The 22,835-nt window shown below is 60.6% G+C and carries 20 protein-coding genes; 13 read left to right on the forward strand and 7 right to left on the reverse strand.

What is annotated here, in order from left to right; genetic code table 11:
- The first annotated feature begins 14 nt into the window (after window positions 1-14).
- The 5 genes from N005_RS11535 to N005_RS11555 all read left to right on the forward strand — a co-directional run bounded on the left by N005_RS11535 (window position 15) and on the right by N005_RS11555 (window position 5,296).
- A complete protein-coding gene (locus tag N005_RS11535; protein ID WP_047701314.1) occupies window positions 15-671 on the forward strand; it encodes an alpha/beta hydrolase in 657 nt (218 codons plus the stop codon).
- A 91-nt stretch (window positions 672-762) separates the two neighbouring features.
- Window positions 763-2,229 carry an ATP-dependent RNA helicase RhlB gene (gene rhlB, locus N005_RS11540; RefSeq protein WP_047701315.1) on the forward strand — a complete coding sequence of 489 codons (1,467 nt, stop codon included), beginning with the start codon at window positions 763-765 and terminating at the stop codon, window positions 2,227-2,229.
- Window positions 2,230-2,356: 127 nt separating this feature from the next.
- Window positions 2,357-3,304, forward strand: coding sequence for an ornithine cyclodeaminase family protein (locus tag N005_RS11545; protein WP_047701316.1), 948 nt, complete (start codon window positions 2,357-2,359; stop codon window positions 3,302-3,304).
- A gap of 149 nt (window positions 3,305-3,453) precedes the next feature.
- Window positions 3,454-4,581, forward strand: a complete 1,128-nt coding sequence (locus tag N005_RS11550; protein WP_047701317.1) for an NAD(P)/FAD-dependent oxidoreductase — start codon at window positions 3,454-3,456, stop codon at window positions 4,579-4,581.
- Between the two features lie 88 nt (window positions 4,582-4,669).
- Window positions 4,670-5,296: a helix-turn-helix transcriptional regulator gene (locus N005_RS11555; RefSeq protein ID WP_041021610.1), complete on the forward strand. Its 627-nt coding sequence runs from the start codon at window positions 4,670-4,672 to the stop codon at window positions 5,294-5,296.
- A 108-nt stretch (window positions 5,297-5,404) separates the two neighbouring features.
- Here N005_RS11555 and N005_RS11560 read toward each other — a convergent pair whose 3' ends face one another.
- From N005_RS11560 to N005_RS11585, 7 genes are all read right to left on the reverse strand, one after another.
- On the reverse strand, window positions 5,405-6,181 hold the full coding sequence (locus tag N005_RS11560) for an ABC transporter substrate-binding protein (protein ID WP_047701318.1): 777 nt from the start codon (window positions 6,179-6,181) through the stop codon (window positions 5,405-5,407).
- Window positions 6,182-6,413: 232 nt separating this feature from the next.
- Window positions 6,414-6,866: a molybdopterin synthase catalytic subunit MoaE gene (gene moaE / locus N005_RS11565; protein WP_047701319.1), complete on the reverse strand. Its 453-nt coding sequence runs from the start codon at window positions 6,864-6,866 to the stop codon at window positions 6,414-6,416.
- A gap of 3 nt (window positions 6,867-6,869) precedes the next feature.
- Window positions 6,870-7,112 carry a MoaD/ThiS family protein gene (locus N005_RS11570; RefSeq protein ID WP_047701320.1) on the reverse strand — a complete coding sequence of 81 codons (243 nt, stop codon included), beginning with the start codon at window positions 7,110-7,112 and terminating at the stop codon, window positions 6,870-6,872.
- The gene (gene moaC / locus N005_RS11575) at window positions 7,109-7,582 is read right to left on the reverse strand and encodes a cyclic pyranopterin monophosphate synthase MoaC (RefSeq protein ID WP_047701321.1); all 474 of its coding nucleotides are present in this window, start codon (window positions 7,580-7,582) and stop codon (window positions 7,109-7,111) included. Before moaC ends, N005_RS11570 begins: the two co-directional genes overlap by 4 nt.
- 274 nt (window positions 7,583-7,856) lie before the next feature.
- Window positions 7,857-9,251, reverse strand: coding sequence for a PhoH family protein (locus tag N005_RS11580; protein WP_047701322.1), 1,395 nt, complete (start codon window positions 9,249-9,251; stop codon window positions 7,857-7,859).
- An 86-nt stretch (window positions 9,252-9,337) separates the two neighbouring features.
- The gene (locus N005_RS29315; protein ID WP_154673551.1) at window positions 9,338-9,544 is read right to left on the reverse strand and encodes a hypothetical protein; all 207 of its coding nucleotides are present in this window, start codon (window positions 9,542-9,544) and stop codon (window positions 9,338-9,340) included.
- Between the two features lie 43 nt (window positions 9,545-9,587).
- The gene (locus N005_RS11585) at window positions 9,588-10,712 is read right to left on the reverse strand and encodes a polysaccharide deacetylase family protein (RefSeq protein ID WP_047701323.1); all 1,125 of its coding nucleotides are present in this window, start codon (window positions 10,710-10,712) and stop codon (window positions 9,588-9,590) included.
- Between the two features lie 331 nt (window positions 10,713-11,043).
- Here N005_RS11585 and yaaA point away from each other — a divergent pair, with 331 nt between their 5' ends.
- The 8 genes from yaaA (at window position 11,044) to N005_RS11625 (ending at window position 22,820) form a co-directional block, all read left to right on the forward strand.
- A complete protein-coding gene (gene yaaA, locus N005_RS11590) occupies window positions 11,044-11,823 on the forward strand; it encodes a peroxide stress protein YaaA (RefSeq protein ID WP_047701324.1) in 780 nt (259 codons plus the stop codon).
- 810 nt (window positions 11,824-12,633) lie between these two features.
- The gene (locus tag N005_RS11595) at window positions 12,634-13,950 is read left to right on the forward strand and encodes a nucleotide sugar dehydrogenase (protein WP_047701325.1); all 1,317 of its coding nucleotides are present in this window, start codon (window positions 12,634-12,636) and stop codon (window positions 13,948-13,950) included.
- 100 nt (window positions 13,951-14,050) lie between these two features.
- Window positions 14,051-15,532 carry a mannuronan synthase gene (gene alg8 / locus N005_RS11600; RefSeq protein WP_392397495.1) on the forward strand — a complete coding sequence of 494 codons (1,482 nt, stop codon included), beginning with the start codon at window positions 14,051-14,053 and terminating at the stop codon, window positions 15,530-15,532.
- Window positions 15,533-15,567: 35 nt separating this feature from the next.
- A complete protein-coding gene (locus N005_RS11605; RefSeq protein WP_047701327.1) occupies window positions 15,568-16,737 on the forward strand; it encodes an alginate biosynthesis protein Alg44 in 1,170 nt (389 codons plus the stop codon).
- 14 nt (window positions 16,738-16,751) lie between these two features.
- Window positions 16,752-18,254 carry an alginate biosynthesis TPR repeat lipoprotein AlgK gene (gene algK, locus N005_RS11610; protein ID WP_047701328.1) on the forward strand — a complete coding sequence of 501 codons (1,503 nt, stop codon included), beginning with the start codon at window positions 16,752-16,754 and terminating at the stop codon, window positions 18,252-18,254.
- A 5-nt stretch (window positions 18,255-18,259) separates the two neighbouring features.
- A complete protein-coding gene (locus N005_RS11615; RefSeq protein WP_047701451.1) occupies window positions 18,260-19,744 on the forward strand; it encodes an alginate export family protein in 1,485 nt (494 codons plus the stop codon).
- Between the two features lie 26 nt (window positions 19,745-19,770).
- Window positions 19,771-21,360, forward strand: a complete 1,590-nt coding sequence (gene algG, locus N005_RS11620) for a mannuronan 5-epimerase AlgG (protein ID WP_047701452.1) — start codon at window positions 19,771-19,773, stop codon at window positions 21,358-21,360.
- A gap of 11 nt (window positions 21,361-21,371) precedes the next feature.
- The gene (locus tag N005_RS11625) at window positions 21,372-22,820 is read left to right on the forward strand and encodes an alginate O-acetyltransferase (RefSeq protein WP_047701329.1); all 1,449 of its coding nucleotides are present in this window, start codon (window positions 21,372-21,374) and stop codon (window positions 22,818-22,820) included.
- Window positions 22,821-22,835: the final 15 nt, after the last annotated feature.

The following is a 22,835-nucleotide window of genomic DNA, read 5'->3' on the forward strand; positions in this document are numbered from 1 at the left end:
TTTGGAGCACAGCCATGACCGACCCCCTGATTCTCGAGCCCAACAGCACCGCAGATGCGTGTGTTATCTGGCTCCACGGCCTGGGCGCCGATCGTTACGACTTCCTGCCGGTAGCCGAAATCTTGCAGCAAAGCTTGCAGACCACGCGTTTCGTTCTACCCCAGGCTCCGACCCAACCAGTAACGATCAACGGCGGCTACGCCATGCCCAGTTGGTACGATATCCGCGCCTTGAGCCCGGCGCGGGCCATTGACGAGCAGCAGCTGGAAGTGTCGGCCAAACGGGTCATGGACCTGGTCGAAAGCCAGCGAGCCAGCGGAATAGACGCTTCGCGGATTTTCCTGGCCGGCTTTTCCCAAGGCGGCGCGGTGGTCTATCACACGGCGTTCGTGAAGTGGCAGGGGCCGTTGGGCGGTGTGATCGCCCTGTCGACCTATGCGCCGACATTCGGTGACGAACTGCAATTATCCGCCAGCCAGCAGCGCATTCCGGTCCTGGCGCTGCATGGGCAATACGACGAAGTGGTGCTCAACCCCATGGGCCGGACCGCAAAGGAATATTTGAAGCAGCATGGTGTCACCGTGACATGGCAGGAATACCCAATGGGCCACGAAGTGTTACCCGAGGAGATTCGCGACATCGGTACCTGGCTGGCCGAACGGTTGCGCTGAATCGCCACGCCAAGCCTTTGACGAACACACTACGCCGCGCCCGTTTCTTGCATTACACTGGCCGGCGTACATTCCTTAACCAATCGATGAGATGACCGTGCTCAAAGCACTCAAGAAGATGTTCGGTAAGAGCGAGGCCGAGCAGCTCGCGCCCGGCCCCAGTGCCCCTGTCCAAGGCCCGAGCCGTACCGAAGCGCCACAACCATCGCGCCACCCTGCCCCTGTTGCGCAGAAGAAAAAAGAGCCGGCGACCTCCCCCGCCACCGCTCCTGCGCCGGACAAGCCGCGCAATGAAAACCCCAAGCCGCGCCGCGAACGAGCACCGAAACCGCCGGTCGTCGCCTGGAAGCTCGAAGACTTCGTCGTAGAGCCCCAGGAAGGCAAGACCCGCTTCCACGATTTCAAGCTGGCCCCGGAACTGATGCATGCCATCCAGGACCTGGGGTTCCCGTATTGCACGCCGATCCAGGCCCAGGTGCTCGGGTATACCCTCGCCGGCAAGGACGCTATCGGTCGCGCCCAGACCGGCACCGGCAAGACCGCCGCGTTCCTGATTTCCACCATCACCCAGCTGCTGCAGACCCCGCCACCCAAAGAGCGCTACATGGGCGAGCCGAGGGCACTGATCATCGCGCCGACCCGCGAGCTGGTGGTGCAGATCGCCAAGGACGCCGCCGACCTGACCAAATACACCGGCCTGAACGTCATGACGTTCGTCGGTGGCATGGACTTCGACAAGCAGCTCAAGCACCTCGAAGCCCGTCATTGCGACATCCTGGTGGCCACGCCCGGTCGCCTGCTGGACTTCAACCAGCGTGGCGACGTGCACCTGGACATGGTCGAGGTCATGGTGCTGGACGAGGCCGACCGCATGCTCGACATGGGCTTCATCCCGCAAGTGCGCCAGATCATTCGCCAGACCCCGCCGAAAAGCGAACGCCAGACCCTGCTGTTCTCCGCCACCTTCACCGAAGACGTGATGAACCTGGCCCGGCAATGGACCACCGACCCGGCCATCGTCGAGATTGAAGCCGAGAACGTCGCCAGCGAAAACGTCGAACAACATATCTACGCCGTAGCCGGTGCCGACAAGTACAAGCTGCTCTACAACCTGGTCAATGACAACGGTTGGGAACGGGTCATGGTGTTCGCCAACCGCAAGGACGAAGTGCGGCGTATCGAAGAACGCCTGGTGCGCGACGGCGTCAACGCGGCCCAGCTGTCAGGCGATGTGCCCCAGCACAAGCGCATCAAGACGCTCGAGGGCTTTCGCGAAGGCAAAATCCGTGTGCTGGTGGCAACCGACGTGGCCGGCCGCGGCATCCACATCGACGGCATCAGCCATGTGATCAACTTCACCCTGCCGGAAGTACCGGACGACTACGTGCACCGCATCGGCCGTACCGGTCGCGCCGGCGCCGAGGGCGTGTCCATCAGCTTCGCCGGCGAGGACGACTCCTATCAGTTGCCCTCCATCGAAGCGCTGCTGGGTCGCAAGATCAGTTGCGAAATGCCGCCGACCCATCTGCTCCGGCCGGTCGAGCGCAAACGTCACTGACCGTCGCCTCACCACCCGAAAGCGCAGCCCTCGAAGGCTGCGCTTTTTTTTGGCCCGGGATATTGCTCGAATAAACTAAAAGTCCATAATGGACAAATTAGTTTACACAGAGCAATCCGGAGTTCCGATGCCCAGCACACCTTATGTCATGACCCAAGCCCAGGCTCGCGCACTGCTCGGGCAAATCGATGTGCCGCACATCCTGCGCAAACTGTTTCGCGACCTTGCAGCCGGGCAGGCGGTGCAACCGGCCCAGCAATGGGTGGAATTTCCCCAGGGCGCCGGGGACTTCATCAACTACCTGGGCGTGTTGGCCGAGGATCAGGTGTATGGCGTCAAGACGTCGCCCTACATCGTGCGCGAGCAGGGTCCGCTGGTCACCGCCTGGACCTTGCTGATGTCGATGCGCACTGGCCAACCGCTGCTGTTGTGCGACGCCAGCGAACTGACGACCGCCCGCACCGCTGCCACCACGGCCGTCGCCGTCGATGCCCTCGCCCTACCCCAGGCCCAACGCCTGGCCGTCATTGGCAGCGGTGCGGTAGCGCGGGCGCATGTGCATTACGCCAAGGGCTTGCGGAATTGGAAGTCCATCAGCCTCTACTCGCCAGGCCTGTCGGGCAAGACAGTGCAGGAGCGCGCTTCGATCACCGGCCTGGACCCGCGCCTGGAGATTACCGACAGCCTTGCGGCGGCGGTGCATGACGCCGATGTGGTGATGCTCTGCACCTCGTCCGCCAAAGCGGTACTCGAGCCAAGGATGCTGGGCAAACGGGCACTGATCACCTCAATCAGTACCAACGCCCCGCGCGCCCATGAAGTGCCGCCCCACAGCCTCAACGACATGGACGTGTACTGCGACTATCGTCAGACCACCCCAGGCTCGGCCGGAGAGATGCTGATCGCCGCCGAACAACACGGCTGGGCGCCGTCGAGCATCATCGGTGACTTGCCGGAACTGCTCAGCGGACAGGTCGTGCGACCGGATCTTGGGCGCCACGTGTTCTTCCGCTCCATTGGCCTCGGGCTGGAAGATGTGGCGTTGGCGAATGCGCTTTACCAACTGCGCAACTGACACACCACATTCCCCTGTGGGAGCGAGCCTGCTCGCGATGAGGCCGGCACATTCAAAACATGTCGCCTGTCAGACCGTCATCGCGAGCAGGCTCGCTCCCACAACGAACCAGCGACATTCCCCAGGACCGCGCTCCACAGGAGAGCTTCATGACCTCAGCAGATTTCATCATCATCGGCGGCGGCATTGCCGGTGCCTCCACCGGCTACTGGCTGGCCCCCCATGGCCGGGTCATTGTGCTCGAGCGCGAATCCCATCCGGCCTACCACTCCACCGGCCGTTCGGCGGCGTTGTATACCGCCGCCTATGGCACCGCGCAGGTACGGGCATTGACCCAGGCCAGTCGAGACTTCTTCGACGCACCGCCCGCCGGCTTCTGCGAACACCCGCTGCTCACGCCCCGGGGCGAAATGACCGTGGACTTCACCGGTGATCCGGCCGAATTGAACAATCAATACCTCAGTGCCAAGGCCACAGTGCCGCAGATGCAACTGCTCAGCGCCGAAGAAGCCTGCGTGCGGCTACCGATCCTGCGCCGGGAAAAAGTCCACGGCGCCCTCTACGACCCCACGGCCGCCGACATCGACACGGATGCGCTGCACCAAGGCTACTTGCGCGGCATCCGCCGCAACGGCGGTGAAGTGCACACCAACAGCGAAGTCCTGGACCTGATTCGCGACAACCAGGGCCTGTGGCAGGTGCGAACGGCCAACCGGACCTTCACTGCGCCGATTCTGATCAATGCGGCCGGCGCCTGGGCCGACCAGGTAGCGCAAATGGCCGGCGCCCGCACGCTGGGTCTGCAGCCCAAGCGGCGCGCAGCCTTCATCTTCGCCGGCCCCGAAGGCGTGGACATCCATGACTGGCCGATGTTGGTGAGCCTCGACGAATCCTTCTACATGAAACCGGATGCCGGGATGTTCCTGGGGTCGCCGGCCAATGCCGACCCGGTGGAGCCCCACGATGTACAACCGGAAGAACTGGACATCGCCCTGGGGATCTACCAGATCGAAGAAGCCACGACCTTGAGCATCCGCCGCCCGACCCGCATTTGGGCCGGGTTGCGCAGCTTTGTCCACGACGGCGATCTGCTGTCCGGCTTCGACCCGCAGTTACCCGGATTCTTCTGGGTCGCAGGCCAGGGTGGCTACGGCATCCAGACGTCCCCGGCGATGGGCCAGGCCAGCGCGGCACTGGTGCGCGGCGAACCGCTGCCCGAAGCCCTGGCTCGCTTCGGTCTGAGCAGCGCAATGTTGTCGCCGGCGCGCCTTGGCTGACCTTCCTCAAGGTGACGCATCGCCACGATTGCGGCACACTTCCTGCGCCCCTGCTTCACGGGGCGCCGACGCTGCCTGGAGCCCTGTCATGACCGCCCCGCAACCCGATCCGGCAATGGACAATTTCCACACCATCGCCGACGCCATCGCCACGCTGTTCTACCCGCACGCCGAGGTGGTGCTGCACGACCTGCGCACACAGAAAGTCGATTACATCGCCAATAATCTTTCCAAGCGCGAGATCGGTGACGACTCGTCCCTGGAGGACATGCTCAGCGAGGACGTCAACGAACGGAACATCGGTCCGTATGAAAAGCTGAACTGGGACGGGCAGAAGATCCGCAGCCTCAGCAGCGTCTTGCGCGACGCAGAAGGTCGACCGCTGGCCGTGCTGTGCATCAACCTGAATATTTCACTGTTCGAAAATGCCAAGGCCGCGCTGGACCTGTTCCTGTCACCGGGCAAGTTGATCCCGCAGCCGGACTCCCTGTTTCGCGATGACTGGCAGGAGCGCATCAACACCTTCCTGCATGCCTGGATGCGCGAGCGTCAGTTGAGCCTGAACCTGCTCACCCGCGACCATAAACGCGAACTGGTGCTGGCGCTGCACGCCGAGGGCGCCTTCAAGGGCAAGAGCGCCTCCAACTACGTGGCCAATGTGCTGAACATGGGGCGGGCGACGGTGTACAAGCATTTGAAGGAATTGAAGGGCTGAGGTTTGGGTTGCCTGGAATGGCCTCATCGCGAGCGGGCTCGCTCCCACATTGGACCGCGTTGAACGCAGATCCCTTGTGGGAGCGAGCCTGCTCGCGATGGCAATCAATCAGTCGCCATAGATATCCGACTTGAAATACCTGGCCTCGATCTTCTGATACTCCCCACTCGCCCGAATCCCATCGATGGCCTTGTTCAGATCCGCCACCAACTGGGTATTGCCCTTGCGCACCGCAATACCAGCACCTTCCCCAACATATTTCGGGTCCTTGAGTTCAGGACCGACAAACCCGTAGCCCTTGCCCCGCGGCCTCGAAAGGAAATCCTCCAACGGGATGGTGTCGGCAAAAATCGCGTCCAGGCGGCCGGATGCCAGGTCCATGTAGATTTCTTCGTTGTTGCTGTAGCGCTTGACGATCACGCCTGTGGGTTCGAGGACTTCGGTGGCGTAGCGGTCCGTGGTGGTCGCCCGCTGCACACCCACGGTCTTGCCCTTCAGGCTCGCGTACTGGTCATCCACCACGGCGCCCTGCTTCATGACCAGTCGCGATGAGGTGAAGTAGTACTTGTGGGTGAAATCCACCGATTTCTTGCGCTCTTCGGTGATGGTCATGGACGACAGCGCCATGTCGATTTTCTTCACTTTCAACGATGGAATCAGCCCGTCGAACTCACCTTCGACCCACTCGCACTTGACCTTCATCTGCGCGCACAGCGCATTGCCGATGTCGTAGTCGAAACCCTCGATCTTCCCTTCCGAGGTCTTGGAAGCAAACGGCGGATAAGCCGCTTCGATACCGATGCGCAGGGTCTTCTCAGCGGCGAACAGGCTGCTGGAGGCCAGCAGGCTCAGGGCCAGGCCAGTGATGAGGGGGAGTTTCTTCATGATCGTTCTCTCGCGGGTTGTTGTTGGTTTGGCAGAGAAAAAGCAGGCACGACTGATTTTGTACTTATAAATCCATACTGGACTTTAATGTACACATCGTCAATTGAAGAAATGATGGAAGGCTGATGCCACATCGCGAGCAGGCTCGCTCCCACAGGAATCCGATTTGATACAGATCCAATGTGGGAGCGAGCCTGCTCGCGATAGCGGGCTATCAGATACAAAGAAGGGTCTACTGCTTCCAGCGATCCGCCGCCGCATGATCACTGTCCCGCCCCTCGACCCAGCGCGGGCCATCGGCGGTGTTTTCCTTTTTCCAGAACGGAGCACGGGTCTTGAGGTAGTCCATGACAAAGGCGCAGGCGTCGAATGCCGCCTGGCGATGGGCGCTGGCGGCAGCGACGAAAACGATGGGCTCGCCCGGCTCCAGGGCGCCGATGCGGTGCAGCACTTCCAGCTTCAACAGCGGCCAACGCTGCTGCGCCTCGACGGCAATCTTACCCAGGGCTTTCTCGGTCATGCCCGGGTAGTGCTCCAGGAACATCCCGGACACATCCAGGCCGTCATTGAAGTCCCGCACATAGCCGACAAAACTCACCACCGCGCCCACGCCGACATTGGCCGCGTGCATCGCGTTGACTTCGACGCCCGGATCGAACGGATCGGCCTGTACACGAATCGCCATGACTCAGCCTCCGGTCACCGTGGGAAAGAACGCGACGTCGTCGCCGTCCGCCAGCGGCTCATCGAGCTGGCACAACTCTTCGTTGCGGGCACACATCAGGTTCTGCTCGTTCAGCACGTCGGAGCCCGGACGAGCCGCCAACAGCGCGCGAACGTCATCTACCGTGGAGAACTTACCTTCGACGCTCAGGGCGTCCTCCCCGAGGGCCTCGCGATAACGGGCAAAGAACTTCACATTGATTTTCATGACGCGTCCGCCTGGAAGTGACCGCTCTTGCCACCGAGCTTTTCCAGCACCCGCACGCCTTCGATGATCATGCCCCGGTCCACGGCCTTGCACATGTCATAGATGGTCAGCGCGGCGACGCTGGCGGCGGCCAGGGCTTCCATTTCTACTCCCGTCTGCCCCGAGAGTTTGCAGCGGGCAACGATGCGCACCCGGTCCTCTCCTTCGGCATTGAGCTCGACCTTGACGCTGGTGAGCATCAGCGGATGACAGAGCGGAATCAGATCGCTGGTTTTCTTCGCCGCTTGGATACCGGCGATGCGCGCGACAGCGAACACGTCGCCCTTGGGGTGACCGCCGTTGACGATCATCTGCAGCGTAGCGGGCAACATGCGCACAAAAGCTTCGGCGGTGGCCTCACGGAACGTCACGGCCTTGTCGGTCACGTCGACCATGTTGGCGCGACCTTGGGAATCGAGATGGGTCAGCACAGGGTTACTCCTGATCAGGAATGTCGATTGTAAACCCGTGAGTCAGATTCGGGCACGCCTGATTGTCGCACCTGCTCTTTCCTATGAGAGCCGGCTCGCTGAAGCAGGACTTGCTGTGGGAGCAAGGCTTGCCCGCGATGAAGTTGACGCGGTCGCGCAGAAATCGCGGTGCCTTTATCGCGAGCAAGCTTTGCTCCCACAGCAGGCTCGCTCACAGGGTTATTTGTCGTGTTCAGGAACCGGGCGACCATAAGGTCGCTCGGTTCATCAAGGATTACAGATGGGATTCGGCGTATTCGGCCAGGATCGAGCGCGGTACGCCCTGCAGGGTGATGTGGACCCCGTTGGGGAAGTCCTTGAAGCGTTCGGTCAGGTAGGTCAGCCCGGAGCTGGTCGCGGACAGGTAAGGGGTGTCGATCTGTGCCAGGTTACCCAGGCACACCACTTTGGAACCGGCACCGGCACGGGTGATGATGGTTTTCATCTGGTGCGGGGTGAGGTTCTGGCATTCGTCGATCAGGATCAGACTCTGCTGGAAGCTGCGGCCCCGGATGTAGTTCAGGGATTTGAACTGCAACGGCACCTTGCTGAGGATGTAGTCGACGCTGCCATGGGTGCTTTCGTCATCCATGTGCAAGGCTTCGAGGTTGTCGGTAATGGCCCCCAGCCAGGGCTCCATTTTTTCCGCTTCGGTACCGGGCAGGAAGCCGATCTCCTGGTCCAGGCCCTGCACGCTGCGGGTGGCGATGATGCGCCGGTAACGCTTGCTGACCATGGTCTGCTCGATGGCGGCGGCCAGGGCCAGGATGGTCTTGCCGGAACCGGCGGCGCCGGACAGGTTGACCAGGTGGATATCGGGGTCGAGCAAGGCGAACAGGGCCAGGCTCTGGTAGATGTCGCGGGGCTTGAGGCCCCAGGCCTCCTGGTGCAGCAAGGGCTCCTGGTGCAGGTCGAGAATCAGCAGCTTGTCATCCTCGATCTCCTTGATCCAGCCGACGAATCCCTGTTCGTCGATGATGAATTCATTGATGTGCACCGCCGGCAGGTTGTCGATCAGTTGCACCTGGTGCCAGGTGCGACCATGGTCCTGGCGGGTATCGACCTTGCTCACACGGTCCCAGAAGGAGCCGGTCATGGTGTGGTAGCCGTTGGGCAACAGCGAGACGTCGTCGACCAATTGGTCGGTGCTGTAATCCTCCGCCGCAATCCCGCAGGCCCGGGCCTTGAGGCGCATGTTGATGTCTTTGGTCACCAGCACCACGGCGCGATCCTTGTTGCGCGCGTGCAGGTCGATCAACTGGTTGATGATGATGTTGTCGTTCAGGTGTTCAGGCAGCACCAGGTTGGGTTCGGTGCGCTTGCTCATCAGGATCGAGAGCAGCCCCTTCGGGCCACCCTTGCCGCGCTGGATCGGTACGCCCAGCTCGACATCTTCGGGAGAGGCATCCCCCAGGGTCTTGTCGATCAGGCGAATCGCCTGCCGGCATTCGGCCGCGACGCTGTGATGGCCGCTCTTGAGCTTGTCCAGCTCTTCGAGCACGGTCATCGGGATGGCAACGTGGTGTTCTTCGAAATTGAGCAGTGCGTTTGGATCGTGGATCAATACGTTGGTATCGAGTACATAGAGGATTGGCTGGTTGGAGGAAGGGCTACGTCCGTGGTCATCCATACTCGGTCACCTTTGTGGGGGCCATTCGACGCAATACCATGACAGTGCTGCGCCTCGAGGTAGCCACCGGATTCACCCGCGAGGATTCAGGTGAACTGCACACAAACGGGGTCTTGGAAGACGCCACCTGTGTTGCAGGTTTCGGCGGTCTGACTTCTTGATACTCCAAAAACCATGACAGGAAAAAGCACTTTGACGCTTTTTTGAAGTTTATTTTTCAGAGTGACGAAAAGCCCTTGGCGTACTGCCGCTACGCCGTTAAAGTCGGAAGTCCGGTTGCCATGAATGCGCACCGCTTTTTTCCTTTTCCCCAATGTTTCCGGGCCTTGCGCGGTTTCAGCGAAACGCCTCCTGACAATCTTCCCAACCGATCCCGCTTTGCGCCGTTTGCGTGATGAGCCAGGGCATCGCCGTCTTCACCGCATCCTGCTTGGCGTTGAAGTTGATCACTCCGTGGCGCCACAGCAGCATCAAGGTCAGCGCGCGCTGGGCACTCTGCTCGGGCTTGAGCCGGTTGGTGCCGTCCTGGGGATCGATATCCCACAACGCCACTTGCAGGCCCTGCTGCCTGAAAAATGCCTCGGCATCGCCACGCCGCTGGCCCTGGGGCGGGCGGAACAGCGGTACATAGTTCTCCGGCAGCTTGCCCTTCACCAGATCGACGCTGCGCCGTACCGAGTCCTGCCAGTCCTGCCAATAGCTATGGGAGCGGAACTCCCAGCCCTGCACACCCACGCACTGCTCTGAATACAACGACTGGAGGTCGTTGACGGACTCTTCCACCAGCCGCGCCTGGATGTCCTTGCCCAGCACGAAGAACGTGCCGTTTATGTTCGACTTGCGCAAGTAATCCGTCAGCCAAGGCGTGTTGTCCGGCGCAACGTTGGCACCGCTGTCGAACGTCAGCAAGAACAGCCGGTCGTGCATCTCTTCGCCGTTGCGTTCGTAATCGCCAAAACGTTCGATTTCGCTGGTGGTTTGCGGAAAAAGCGCGGCTTTTCGCAACAACTCATCCCGGTATTGGGTATGAAAGATCTGGCTCGGCCCGGCCCATTTGAAATAGAACGAGTCCTCATCGAGATGGAATCGGCGCGCCTCCTCACGCAAGGTTGCCATGTTCTCCACCAGGTAGCAGAAAGAGGCGTCCTGGTCACAACTTTGCTGGGCGAAGTTGTAGCCGGCCAGCAAGCGCTGCCACAACCGGGCACGCAGGGCAGTGATCGCCGCCATGTTCACCGAGCGCAGCCCCAGGTACTGCTTGAGGGCGATTTCGTCCATGGCATCGGTATCCAGCAACACCCGGGCGAACATCAGGATCTCGGCCCGCGAAGCGACGTCGAACAGGGTCGGGCTGGTGAGTTGTTCCGGCCAGGTGCTGCGATCCAGGGTGGCGATGTCATTGGGCGCGGCAAGGGCGTTGAGACTCAGGAACCAGGCCGATAACAGAAGCACGATGCGCAAAAGGGATATCTCCATTAACGAAACCCGCGCGGCATCATAGCTGATCCAAGAACGACGCCCGCTTATCTCATTGCTCGAACAGGCTTTTGTGGCGAGGGGATTTATCCCCGCTGGGCTGTGAAACAGCCCTAAAAGCGCCCGCGCGGTGCTTCAGGCTGATCTCGCTTCACTTTGTTGGGCGTGCTGCGCAGCCCAGCGGGGATAAATCCCCTCGCCACAATTGAGGGGCTTTGAATATTTCCTTTACACCACCGATCACCTATCACCCCAATAGCTGGAGTCCACCCGGACAACCCCCTAGAATCGCCGCACCTTTAAAAGGAGACGATTCATGCTGATGGTGATTTCCCCCGCCAAGACCCTCGATTACGAAACACCGCCGGCCACCGAACGCTTTACCCTGCCGCAGTACCTGGACCACTCCCAGGAACTGGTCGAGCAATTGCGCGAGTTCTCGCCGGCACAGATCAGTGAACTGATGCACGTCTCCGACAAGATCGGCGGCCTCAATGCCGCGCGATTCGGCAGTTGGACCCCGGCGTTCACCCCGGCCAATGCCAAGCAGGCCCTGCTCGCTTTCAAGGGTGACGTGTACACGGGCCTGGATGCACAGAGCTTCAGCGAAGCCGACTTCGATCATGCCCAACGGCATCTGCGCATGCTCTCCGGTCTCTATGGCCTGCTGCGACCGTTGGACCTGATGCAGCCCTACCGCCTGGAAATGGGCACGAAACTGGCCAATGCCCGGGGCAAGGATCTTTATGCATTCTGGGGCAACCGCATCAGCGAATGGCTGAACGAAGCCCTGGCCGACCAGGGCGACGACGTGCTGTTGAACCTGGCCTCCAACGAGTACTTCTCGGCGGTCAAACGCAGCGCCTTGAATGCACGCATCATCGATACCGAATTCAAGGACCTGAAGAACGGCCAGTACAAGATCATCAGCTTCTACGCAAAAAAAGCCCGCGGGTTGATGAGCCGGTTTGTCATTCAGGAACGCATCAACGATCCAGCCTTGCTCAAACAGTTCGATGTGCAAGGCTATCGTTACAGTGCCGAGCAATCCTCGACCGAAAAACTGGTTTTCCTGCGCGACCACGCCCCACAATAACGCAGCCCCCTTCCGGGCCCCTGATCAGGGGCCTCGATCAGACCCCGACAAGTCATCCCACTTCCCCACTCAATTCGCCACTTTACTGGCGTCAATATTCAAACCACTCTCTGGCCTAACTTTTCTTTCACTCGACAATTGTCAGTTTTTTCCGTAGTGGCACAGAAAATTTTCAACAGTAGTGGCAAAAAAATATCGAGGCCTTTTAACGCCCCGTAACTAAAGGGCGAAATCGCCAGTGCTATCAATTTGAGAGCAGTGCCATCTCGGCCAATATTTCAAAAAATTTCAGAAATCGCGATGAGCGGGCTGGAACTATGTCCAAATGCACGGCTCATACCACCCGTAACGATTCTCGCCGAGCGTGTACGAGATAACTTACAAGGGACGTCGACTGAAGTAACCAAGTTGTCACAGCAACTAAGCGAAACGGTCGTCCTTATGGATCCAAGATGAAAAGGACAGGAGATAAGGCACCATCACTATCCCCTACAAGGCCAAGGCTGCGCCCCTATAACGTGTTCACCCGAACACACAAGCTTCTGATTTTGTGGGCTTTTTGCCAGAAATCAGAAGTGAACGACCTTTGCACGAACGTTCTGGACAACGAGGACTGGCTGCATAACAGGGCAGGTCATAACAAGAAGGCCGCATTGCGCACAACTTGAGTGCAATTATTTAGACACTCGGAACTTAGTATGCCTGCACACGGCACTGTGGCGCCTGCATTCCACACTTCCGAGTGCACTATGACCGCTGAACACTATTAACTCCGGCCATTTAATGGCGTGAAAAACAGAGGTAAATGCGATGCGCATTAGCATATTTGGTTTGGGTTACGTCGGTGCAGTATGTGCCGGTTGCCTGTCTGCACGGGGCCATGATGTGGTTGGCGTAGATGTCGCCAAAGACAAGATCGATATGATCAACGCCGGCAAATCGCCAATTGTTGAACCGGGTCTTGGGGAGTTGTTGGCACAAGGTATTCAAACAGGTCGCCTGCGTGGCACCACCAACTTCGCGGAAGCCATTCGCGATACGGACCTGTCGATGATTTGCGTCGGCACGCCGAGCAAAAAGAACGGCGACCTGGAACTGAACTACATCGAAGCCGTCTGCCGCGAGATCGGTTTTGTCCTGCGTGAAAAAACCACCCGCCACACCATCGTAGTGCGCAGCACAGTATTGCCAGGCACTGTCGCAAACGTTGTCATCCCGATCCTCGAAGACTGCTCCGGCAAAAAGGCCGGTGTCGATTTCGGCGTCGCGGTCAACCCTGAATTCCTGCGTGAAAGCACCGCGATCAAGGACTACGACCAGCCTCCGATGACCGTCATCGGCGAGTTCGACAAGGCCTCCGGCGACGTCCTGCAATCGCTGTACGAAGAACTCGATGCGCCGATCATCCGCAAGGACATCGCGGTCGCCGAGATGATCAAGTACACCTGCAACGTCTGGCACGCCACCAAGGTGACCTTCGCCAACGAGATCGGCAACATCGCCAAGGCCGTGGGTGTCGATGGCCGTGAAGTGATGGATGTGGTCTGCCAGGACAAGGCCCTGAACCTGTCCCAGTACTACATGCGCCCAGGCTTCGCCTTCGGTGGCTCGTGCTTGCCCAAGGACGTACGCGCCCTGACCTATCGTGCCAGCTCCCTGGACGTGGAAGCACCGCTGCTCAACTCGCTGATGCGCAGCAACGAATCCCAGGTGCAGAACGCCTTCGACATCGTCTCCAGCCATGAAAAACGCAAAGTCGCCCTGCTGGGCCTGAGCTTCAAGGCCGGTACCGACGACCTGCGCGAAAGCCCACTGGTAGAACTGGCGGAAATGCTGATCGGCAAGGGCTATGACCTGCGCATCTACGACAGCAACGTCGAATACGCCCGCGTCCACGGTGCGAACAAGGATTACATCGAGTCGAAGATTCCTCACGTCTCGTCCTTGCTCAACTCCGACTTCGACTCGGTGATCGACAACTCCGACATCATCATCCTCGGCAACCGCGACGAGAAGTTCCGTGCGCTGACCGAGAACGTACCGGAAGGCAAGCAGGTCATCGACCTGGTTGGCTTCATGTCCAAGGCCACGACTCCAAATGGCCGGACCGAAGGCATCTGCTGGTAAGTCTGTTTGCCGGCCGGGGCTCGCCCCGGCCGGCCTTTCGCCTGCCTTAACCCATCGGGCCGCCCACAAGGCCCGCCCGAGATAGAGACGGATGCAGATTATGCACAGGCTAAAGCACGGCCTGCTTCAGGCCGCCGGTTGGCTGTTTTACTTGAGTTTATTGATGGGCATCGCCACGGCGTTGCCCACGTCCACGTTCGACTCCGAATCCAAGGATTTCATTTTCCTGATCGGCGCCGTGGGCATCTGGCGTTACTCCATGGGAGCAACGCATTTCGTGCGTGGCATGATCTTCCTGTACATCGTCTACCCGCACCTGCGTCGCAAGGTACGCAAGCTGGGCGCGGCGGCGGATCCTTCCCACGTCTACCTGATGGTCACCAGTTTCCGTATCGACGCGCTGACCACTGCCCAGGTCTACGGCTCGGTGATCCGCGAGGCCATCGACTGCGGGCTGCCGACCACCGTGGTCTGCTCCATCGTGGAAATGTCCGACGAACTGCTGGTCAAGAGCCTCTGGGCCCGCCTGAACCCGCCAGAGCGGGTCAAGCTCGACTTCGTGCGCATCCCGGGCACCGGCAAGCGTGACGGCCTGGCCTACGGTTTCCGCGCCATCTCCCGCCACTTGCCGGACGACCGTGCCGTGGTTGCCGTGATCGATGGCGACACCGTGCTCGCCGAAGGCGTCGTGCGCAAGACCGTGCCGTGGTTCCAGCTGTTCGGCAACGTCGGCGGCCTGACCACCAACGAGTTCTGCGAAGTACGTGGCGGCTACGTCATGGCCGAATGGCACAAACTGCGGTTCGCCCAGCGTCACATCAACATGTGCTCCATGGCCCTGTCCAAGCGCGTGTTGACCATGACCGGGCGCATGTCGGTGTTCCGCGCCACTGTGGTGACCAACCCGGACTTCATCGCCGACGTGGAAAGCGACTCGCTGCAACACTGGCGCCTGGGTCGCTTCAAGTTCCTGACCGGTGATGACAAATCGAGCTGGTTCAGCCTGATGCGCCTGGGCTACGACACCTTCTACGTACCCGATGCGGCGATCAACACCGTTGAGCACCCGCCGGAAAAAAGTTTCATCAAGGCCAGTCGCAAGCTGATGTTCCGTTGGTACGGCAACAACCTGCGGCAGAACTCCCGGGCACTGGGCCTGGGCTTGAAACGTCTGGGCCTGTTTACCTCGGTGGTGCTGTTCGACCAGCGCGTGTCGATGTGGACTTCGCTGCTGGGCCTGACCGTGGCACTGATCGCCAGCTTCAAGTACGGCACCGCGTTCATCCTGGTGTACCTGCTGTGGATCGGCATCACCCGGTTGATCCTGACCCTGTTGCTGTCGTGCTCCGGACACCGCATCGGCCCCGCTTACCCGGCGATTCTCTATTACAACCAGATCGTCGGCGCGCTGGTGAAGATCTATGTGTTTTTCCGCCTCGATCAACAGTCCTGGACCCGCCAGCCCACTTCTCTTACCCGTGATCTCGCCAGCTTTCAACGTTGGTTCAACACCTGGTCGTCTCGGACCATGACCTTCTCTGCCGGCAGTATTTTCGTCGCCGTGCTGTTGACGATGGTCTGACCGAACTCGCCTGAATTAACTAGGAAATCGCCCCTATGAACACCGCCGTGAACGTCAACGTAGTGCATGAATCCGAAGCCCAGCGCCAACACGCCCGAGTGAAAATCCCGGCCAAGTTGCGCTTCTTCGGCCCCGACCGTACCCCTATGGAAGTCAAGGTCCTGGACCTGTCCGCCGGCGGCCTGAGCTTCAACGCCGGCCAGATGCCGCTCAAGGTGGGCGAGGCCTACAAGGGTCGCCTGCAATTCGTCATCGACAACCTTGGCCTGGCCATGGACGTGGAATTGCAGATCCGCTCCCACGAGCGCCAGACCGGCCGCACCGGCTGCCAGTTCCAGAACCTGGAACCACGGGACATCTCGACACTGCGTCACATCATCACCTCGCACCTGGCCGGCGATATTGTCGGCGTCGGCGATGTGCTGGCGACCCTGCAACGCGACAACTTCACCAAGGCGCGCAAGCAGAAGGATGAAAGCAATGGCATGAGTGCCCTGGGCCGCCTGCGGGCCGTGACCTTCAGCCTGGGCGTGTTCATCGTCGGCCTGGCGGCGTTCGGGTTCATCTTCAAGTCGTTGTATGGCATGTACTTCGTCAGCCACGCCCAGGCAGGCCTGGTGAACGTGCCGGGCATGGCGATCACCATGCCGCGCGACGGCACCGTACAGAGCCTGGTCAAGGCTGACGGCGTGGCCGCCAAAGGCGCCCCGCTGGCGACCTTCAGCACCAGCATGCTCGACGTGCTCAAGGGTCACCTGGACGATAACCAGCTGCAACCGGCCAAGGTCGAAGAGCTGTTCGGCAAGCAAATGACCGGCACCCTGACCTCCCCTTGCGACTGCATCGTGGCTCAGCAATTGGTCGCCAACGGTCAATACGCCAGCAAGGGCGACGTGATCTTCCAACTGGTTCCCCGCGGCACCGAAGCCAACGTGGAAGCCCGCTTCTCCTATCGCCAGTTCGGTGAAGTGCGTCCAGGCACCTCGGTCAACTTCCAGGTCGCCGGCGAAGACGTCACCCGCACCGGCAAGATCATCAGCAGCACCAGCCTGAAAAGCGAAGACCTGTCGTCGGATATCCGCGTGCTGATCAAGCCCGACGAGCCTCTGGACAGTGCCCTGGCCGGTCGTCCCGTGGAAGTCAACAGCGACCGTGGTCCGAACCTGAACTGGCTGGTCGAAAAAGCCATGGCTGTCGGTAAGTAAGCGGAGGACTGCCCGTGACGACTCCACAAAACAACAATGCGCTGCATTCCCTGTGGGAGCGAGCCTGCTCGCGATGGGATCAGCGCGGTGTGTCTGATGTATCGAGCTGCCCGCATCGCGAGCAGGCTCGCTCCCACACGGGTGCATTCTGTGCGTTGGCATTGGCCGTAAGCCTGGCCGGTTGCGCCGGCCTGCCCGACCAGCGCCTGGCCAACGAGGCCCTCAAGCGTGGTGATACGACGCTGGCACAGCAGAACTACCAGCAACTGGCCGACCTGGGCTACAGCGAGGCCCAGGTGGGTCTGGCCGATATCCAGGTGGACAGCCGCGATCCCGAGCAGATGAAAAAGGCCGAGGCCACCTACCGCGCCGCCGCGGATATTTCGCCGCGGGCCCAGGCTCGCCTGGGTCGCCTGCTGGTGGCCAAGCCGGGCTCCACCGAGGCCGAAAAGCACGAAGCCGAAGGCCTGCTGAAGAAAGCCTTCGCCAACGGTGAAGGCAATACCCTGATCCCGCTGGCGATGCTGTACCTGCAATATCCCCACAGCTTCCCGAACGTCAACGCCCAGCAGCAGATCAGCCAGTGGCGCAGCGCCGGCTACCCGGAAGCCGGCCTGGCGCAGATCCTGCTCTATCGCACCCAGGGCACCTACGACCAGCACCTGGACGAAGTCGAGAAGGTCTGCAAGGCCGCCCTGGCAACGACCGACATCTGCTACGTCGAACTGGCCACGGTCTATCAGAAACGCGGCCAGCCGGAACAGCAGGCCGAATTGCTCAAGCAGATGCAGGCCGGCCACGCCCGTGGCGTCGTATCCGCCCAGCGCGTAGACAGTGTCGCCCGCGTCCTGGCCGATGCCAGCCTGGGCAAGACCGATGAGAAAACCGCTCAGTCGCTGCTCGAAGGCATCGCCCCCGGCTACCCCGCTGCCTGGGTCAGCCTGGCGCAACTGCTTTACGACTTCCCCGAACTGGGCGATGTCGACAAGATGATGCAATACCTGGAAAACGGCCGCGCCGCCGACCAGCCTCGCGCCGAGCTGCTGCTGGGCAAGCTGTACTACGAAGGCAAATGGGTGCCGGCCGACGCCAAGGCCGCCGAGGCACATTTCCAGAAAGCCGTCGGCCGCGAAGTGGCCGCCGATTACTACCTTGGCCAGATCTATCGCCGTGGCTACCTGGGCCAAGTGTACTCGCAGAAGGCCCTGGACCATCTGCTCAAGGCCGCCCGCAACGGCCAGAACAGTGCCGACTTCGCCATTGCCCAGTTGTTTTCCCAAGGCAAGGGCACCAAGCCCAACCCGGTCAACGCCTATGTGTTCAGCCAGTTGGCCAAGGTCCAGAACACCCCGCAAGCCATCGAGCTTGCCCAGACCCTCGAAGCACAATTACCGCCGGAGCAGCTTGCCCAAGCCAAACGCCTGCTACAACAAGAGCAGGCCATTCGTGGCGTCATGAGCCCCGATACGCTGGAACTGCAAGCCCTAAAAGAAGATAACGGCGAGGAACAACTATGAAGCCCTTGAAGCTCAATCCTTTTGTGCAGGCCGGAATTGGCCTGACGTTCGCACTGATGTGGTCCTGCCCGACCCTGGCGGCCCTGACCGAAAGCAAGAATTTCGGCCTGGAAGTGAAGATCACCGGCCAATCCGAAGACGACCGCGACCTGGGTACCCAGAGCGGTGGCGACGTCAACGGCGTGGGCCTGGACCTGCGTCCATGGGTCTATGGCGAAAGCGGTAACTGGAGCGCCTACGCCATGGCCCAGGCGGTGACGTCTACCGATGTCATCGAGACCGACACCCTGCAACAGTCCGATGGCGCCACCCAGCAGACTGACAGCGGCGACCGCGAAGCCAAGAAGAACTACTTGGCCATGCGTGAATTCTGGATTGGCTACAGCGGCCTGACCCCGTATCCGGGCGAACAGTTGAAGTTCGGGCGCCAGCGCCTGCGTAACGACGACGGCCAATGGCGCGACACCAACATCGAAGCCCTGAACTGGACCTTCGACACCACGTTGCTGCGAGCCAACGTCGGCGTCGCCGAACGTTTCAGCGAATACCGCACCGACCTCAAGGAACTGTCGCCCAAGGACAAGGATCGCCTGCACGTCTATGGCGACGTGGCTTACCAGTGGATGCCAGGCCAATGGGCCGGTATCCGTGCCCATCACACCCATGACAACGGCAGCCTCGATTACCCGACCCCGGGCGAGCCCACCGACACCCTGGACAAGACCCAGAACGGCGACTTGACCTGGCTCGGCCTGGAAGCCAACAGCGACGCCTACAACTGGCGCAACACCAACACCGTCAACTACTGGGCCAGCCTCACCGGCATGTCCGGCGACAGCGACACCGTCAACCCGCTCAACGCCGACGGCACGCGTCCTGCGCAAGCCAAGCGCAGTGAAGACCTGAACGGCTGGGCCACTGACCTGGGTATCCGCCTGCGCCTCGATCCGCAATGGCAAGTCGGTGCGGCCTATGCCCGCGCCAGCGATGAGTACCAACAGAACGGCCTGCAGAGCAACCGCTCGAACTTCACCGGCACCCGCTCGCGGGTCCACCGTTTCGGCGAAGCGTTCCGTGGCGAGATGGCCAATACCCAGAGCGCCAGCCTGTTCGGCTCCTGGCAGCTGCGCGACGAATACGACGCCAGCCTGGTGTACCACAAGTTCTGGCGTGTGGACGGCAACAAGCCGGTGGGCAGCAACGGCATCAACGCCGTGCAGAACAACACCGACGACGTGACCGGCGCCATCCTCTCCACCTCGACCCTGCCGCTGCGTGACGGCGACAAGGACCTGGGCCAGGAGGTCGACCTGGTGGTCACCAAGTACTTCAAGCAAGGACTGCTGCCGGCCGCACTGAGCCAGTCCATCGATGAACCCTCGGCGCTGGTGCGCTTGCGTGGCGGCGTGTTCAAGCCAGGCGATGCCTACGGCAAAGACGTCGACTCGTACATGCATCGCGCCTTTGTCGACGTGATCTGGCGCTTCTGATGCGAATGGCCATGGGAGTGCCCGAAATGAACCGCTACCTCAGGAACAGCCAGGCGATGAAAGGTTCGATCAGCCTGTTGGTCGCAGCGATGCTGCTGGCCGGCTCGCCGGCGTTCGCCAACGTTGAACCGGTGGTCAAGCCGGGCAACGTGGTCAAGGAACTGCAACGCGCCAAGACCTACACCGTCAACAGCGCGCCGACCGCGCCACTGGAACTGGCCAAGCCGACCTTGCCCGACCTCAAAGGCTTCACTGCCGAAGCGGTCGCGGCCAAGATCGTGCGGACCAAGCCCGGCAAGGTCAGCGTGCGCCGGATGATGCAGGAAAACGCCCTGAAGGACTTCATCGGCGGTGACAACAAGATGGCCGAGTGGGTGGTGCGCCAGCACGGCATCCCGCAGGCCATCTTCATCGACGACGGCTACATGAACTTCAAGGACCTGGCCAAGAAGCTGCCCAAGTACATCATCGAAACCTCGCCGGGTGTCTACCTGGCGAAGATTCCGATCGTGGTCGGCCAGAAAGGCATCCTGGAAATCGACAAACAGACCCAGGAACTGCGCCTGTCCCAGGAGGGCGGCTCGTTCCTGGTCAACGATGGCCGGATGTTCATCCGCGACACCAAGGTCACCGGCTGGCGTGAAAAGGACAACGGCCCCGCCACGTTCCGTTCGCCCAAGGAGTTCCGTCCGTTCCTGCTCGCGTGGGGCGGCACCGAGACCTACGTCGTCAACACCAAGATGGCCAGCTTCGGCTACTCCAACAGTAAGTCGTACGGGGTGAGTATTTCCCAGTACACGCCGAACATGGCCAAGGTCCTCAAGCGCCCGGAACCGACCGGCTGGATCATCGATTCCGAGTTCTCGGACATGTGGTACGGCTTCTACTGCTATGAAACCCGCGACTTCGTGGTCAAGGGCAACACCTACAAGGACAACATCGTCTACGGCATCGACCCCCACGACCGGTCCCATCGGCTGATCATCGCCGACAATACCGTCTACGGGACGAAGAAGAAGCACGGGATCATCATTTCCCGTGAGGTTAACGACAGCTTCATCTTCAACAACCGCAGCTACGACAACAAGCTCTCGGGCCTGGTGATCGACCGTAACAGCGTCAACAACATCATTGCCTACAACGAGATCTACAAGAACCACACCGACGGCATCACCCTCTACGAGAGTGCCGACAACCTGTTGTGGGACAACAAAGTGATCAGCAACCAGCGCCACGGCATCCGGATTCGTAACAGCGTGAACATCCGCCTCTACGAAAACGTGTCCATGGCCAACGGCCTGACCGGCATCTACGGCCACATCAAGGACCTGTCCAACACCGACCGGGACATCAAGCTCGACCCGTTCGATGCCGAGGTTTCGCTGATCGTCGTCGGTGGCGAACTGGCCGCCAACGGCAGTGGGCCGCTGTCCATCGACTCGCCCCTGAGCGTCGAGCTGTACCGCGTGTCCATGCTCGCGCCGACCAAATCCAGCGGCATCAGCTTCACCGGGATCCTGGGCGAGCGCCAGGACGAAATTCTCGACCTGCTGGTGCGCCAGCAGAAAGCCGTACTGATCGACCCTGTCGAACGCCAGACCGAATTGCGGGACTGAGGATGACCTTTATGAACCCACAGATGATCAAACTCCTGGGCCTGTCTGCCCTGACTGCCGGCATTCTCGCCGCTGCAAGCGGCGCGCGCGCCGACGACATCAAGGCGCCTGCCTTCACCGCAGAGCCCTGCTGCAACCTGTGCCCCGCCGCTCACGATGAAAAGAACTACACCACGCGCTATCAGCAGAACTTCACCACACTGGTACAGGCCCAGGGCGACTGGCTGTTCCGCACCCGGGAAGACCTGCGCACCGAATTCAACACCACGCCGGCCGGCTACAAGCGCATGCAACAGCTGCACGATGCGTTCAAGAAGAAAGGCGTCGAACTGGTCATCGTCTACCAGCCGACCCGGGGCCTGGTGAATCGCAACAAGCTCAACCCGCAGGAGAAGGCCAGTTTCAACTATGAAAAAGCCCTGGCCAACTACAAGACCATGCTCGGCCGTTTCGCGCAGATGGGCTACGTGGTGCCGGACCTGTCGCCACTGACCAACGAAAACCTGCCCGAAACCCTGCCGGCCCACGATTTCTACTTCCGTGGCGACCAGCACTGGACGCCTTACGGGGCCCAGCGCACGGCGAAGATCGTCGCCGAGAAGGTCAAGCAGATCCCGGCCTTCGCCGACATTCCCAAGCGTGAATTCGAGACCAAGAAATCCGGCCGCATGGGCAAGACCGGCACTTTGCATAACATGGCCGGCCAACTGTGCGGCACCAGCTACGCCATCCAGTACATGGATCAGTTCACCACCGAGCCTAAAGGCGAGGCCGGTGACGGCGATCTGTTCGGCGATTCCGGCAACCCGCAGATCACCCTCGTAGGTACCAGTCACAGCGGCAAGAACTACAACTTCGCCGGTTTCCTGGAAGAAGCCATCGGCGCCGACATCCTCAACGTGGCCTTCCCCGGCGGCGGTTTCGAAGGCGCGATGATCCAGTACCTGGGCAGCGAAGAATTCCAGAAGAGCCCGCCGAAAATCCTGATCTGGGAATTCTCGCCGCTGTATCGCCTGGACCAGGAAACCATCTATCGCCAGATGATGGCGCTGCTGGACGACAACGCTTGTGAAGGCAAGCCGGCGCTGATGAGCAGCAAGACCGCCCTCAAGCCGGGCAAGAACGAATTGATGGTCAATAGCAAGAACATGGATCTGCGTAACAGCAGCCACCAGGTCGATATCCGTTTCGCCGATACCTCGGTGAAAACGTTGCAAGCCACCCTCTGGTACATGAATGGGCGCCACGAGGATATCAAGATCGAAAAACCGAATACCTCGGACACCGATGGACGTTTCGCCTTCCAGTTGCGCACCGATGAGGACTGGGCTTCGCAAAACCTGCTAGCCGTTGAAGTCCAGGGCCCCGAAGCCGGTGCCGCGCCACAACAAGTCGAAGCGAAAATCTGTAAACGCAATGTCTCTCCGCAAGCCGAACAAACGGCTCAAATCGGACAATGAGGTCTCGCTTTATGA

The organism is Pseudomonas mediterranea CFBP 5447 (assembly GCF_000774145.1).
GTDB lineage: Bacteria > Pseudomonadota > Gammaproteobacteria > Pseudomonadales > Pseudomonadaceae > Aquipseudomonas > Aquipseudomonas mediterranea.

What these genes read in the sequence shown, in the direction of transcription:
- N005_RS11545 (WP_047701316.1), top strand. Translation starts at nt 2,357, where the DNA reads ATGCCCAGCACACCTTATGTCATGACCCAAGCCCAGGCTCGCGCACTG.
- N005_RS11580 (WP_047701322.1), bottom strand. Translation starts at nt 9,251, where the DNA reads ATGGATGACCACGGACGTAGCCCTTCCTCCAACCAGCCAATCCTCTAT.
- N005_RS11605 (WP_047701327.1), top strand. Translation starts at nt 15,568, where the DNA reads ATGAACACCGCCGTGAACGTCAACGTAGTGCATGAATCCGAAGCCCAG.
- N005_RS11625 (WP_047701329.1), top strand. Translation starts at nt 21,372, where the DNA reads ATGAACCCACAGATGATCAAACTCCTGGGCCTGTCTGCCCTGACTGCC.
- N005_RS11535 (WP_047701314.1), top strand. Translation starts at nt 15, where the DNA reads ATGACCGACCCCCTGATTCTCGAGCCCAACAGCACCGCAGATGCGTGT.
- N005_RS11595 (WP_047701325.1), top strand. Translation starts at nt 12,634, where the DNA reads ATGCGCATTAGCATATTTGGTTTGGGTTACGTCGGTGCAGTATGTGCC.
- N005_RS11550 (WP_047701317.1), top strand. Translation starts at nt 3,454, where the DNA reads ATGACCTCAGCAGATTTCATCATCATCGGCGGCGGCATTGCCGGTGCC.
- N005_RS11560 (WP_047701318.1), bottom strand. Translation starts at nt 6,181, where the DNA reads ATGAAGAAACTCCCCCTCATCACTGGCCTGGCCCTGAGCCTGCTGGCC.
- algG (WP_047701452.1), top strand. Translation starts at nt 19,771, where the DNA reads ATGAACCGCTACCTCAGGAACAGCCAGGCGATGAAAGGTTCGATCAGC.
- alg8 (WP_392397495.1), top strand. Translation starts at nt 14,051, where the DNA reads ATGCACAGGCTAAAGCACGGCCTGCTTCAGGCCGCCGGTTGGCTGTTT.
- yaaA (WP_047701324.1), top strand. Translation starts at nt 11,044, where the DNA reads ATGCTGATGGTGATTTCCCCCGCCAAGACCCTCGATTACGAAACACCG.
- moaE (WP_047701319.1), bottom strand. Translation starts at nt 6,866, where the DNA reads ATGGCGATTCGTGTACAGGCCGATCCGTTCGATCCGGGCGTCGAAGTC.
- rhlB (WP_047701315.1), top strand. Translation starts at nt 763, where the DNA reads ATGACCGTGCTCAAAGCACTCAAGAAGATGTTCGGTAAGAGCGAGGCC.
- N005_RS11555 (WP_041021610.1), top strand. Translation starts at nt 4,670, where the DNA reads ATGACCGCCCCGCAACCCGATCCGGCAATGGACAATTTCCACACCATC.
- N005_RS11570 (WP_047701320.1), bottom strand. Translation starts at nt 7,112, where the DNA reads ATGAAAATCAATGTGAAGTTCTTTGCCCGTTATCGCGAGGCCCTCGGG.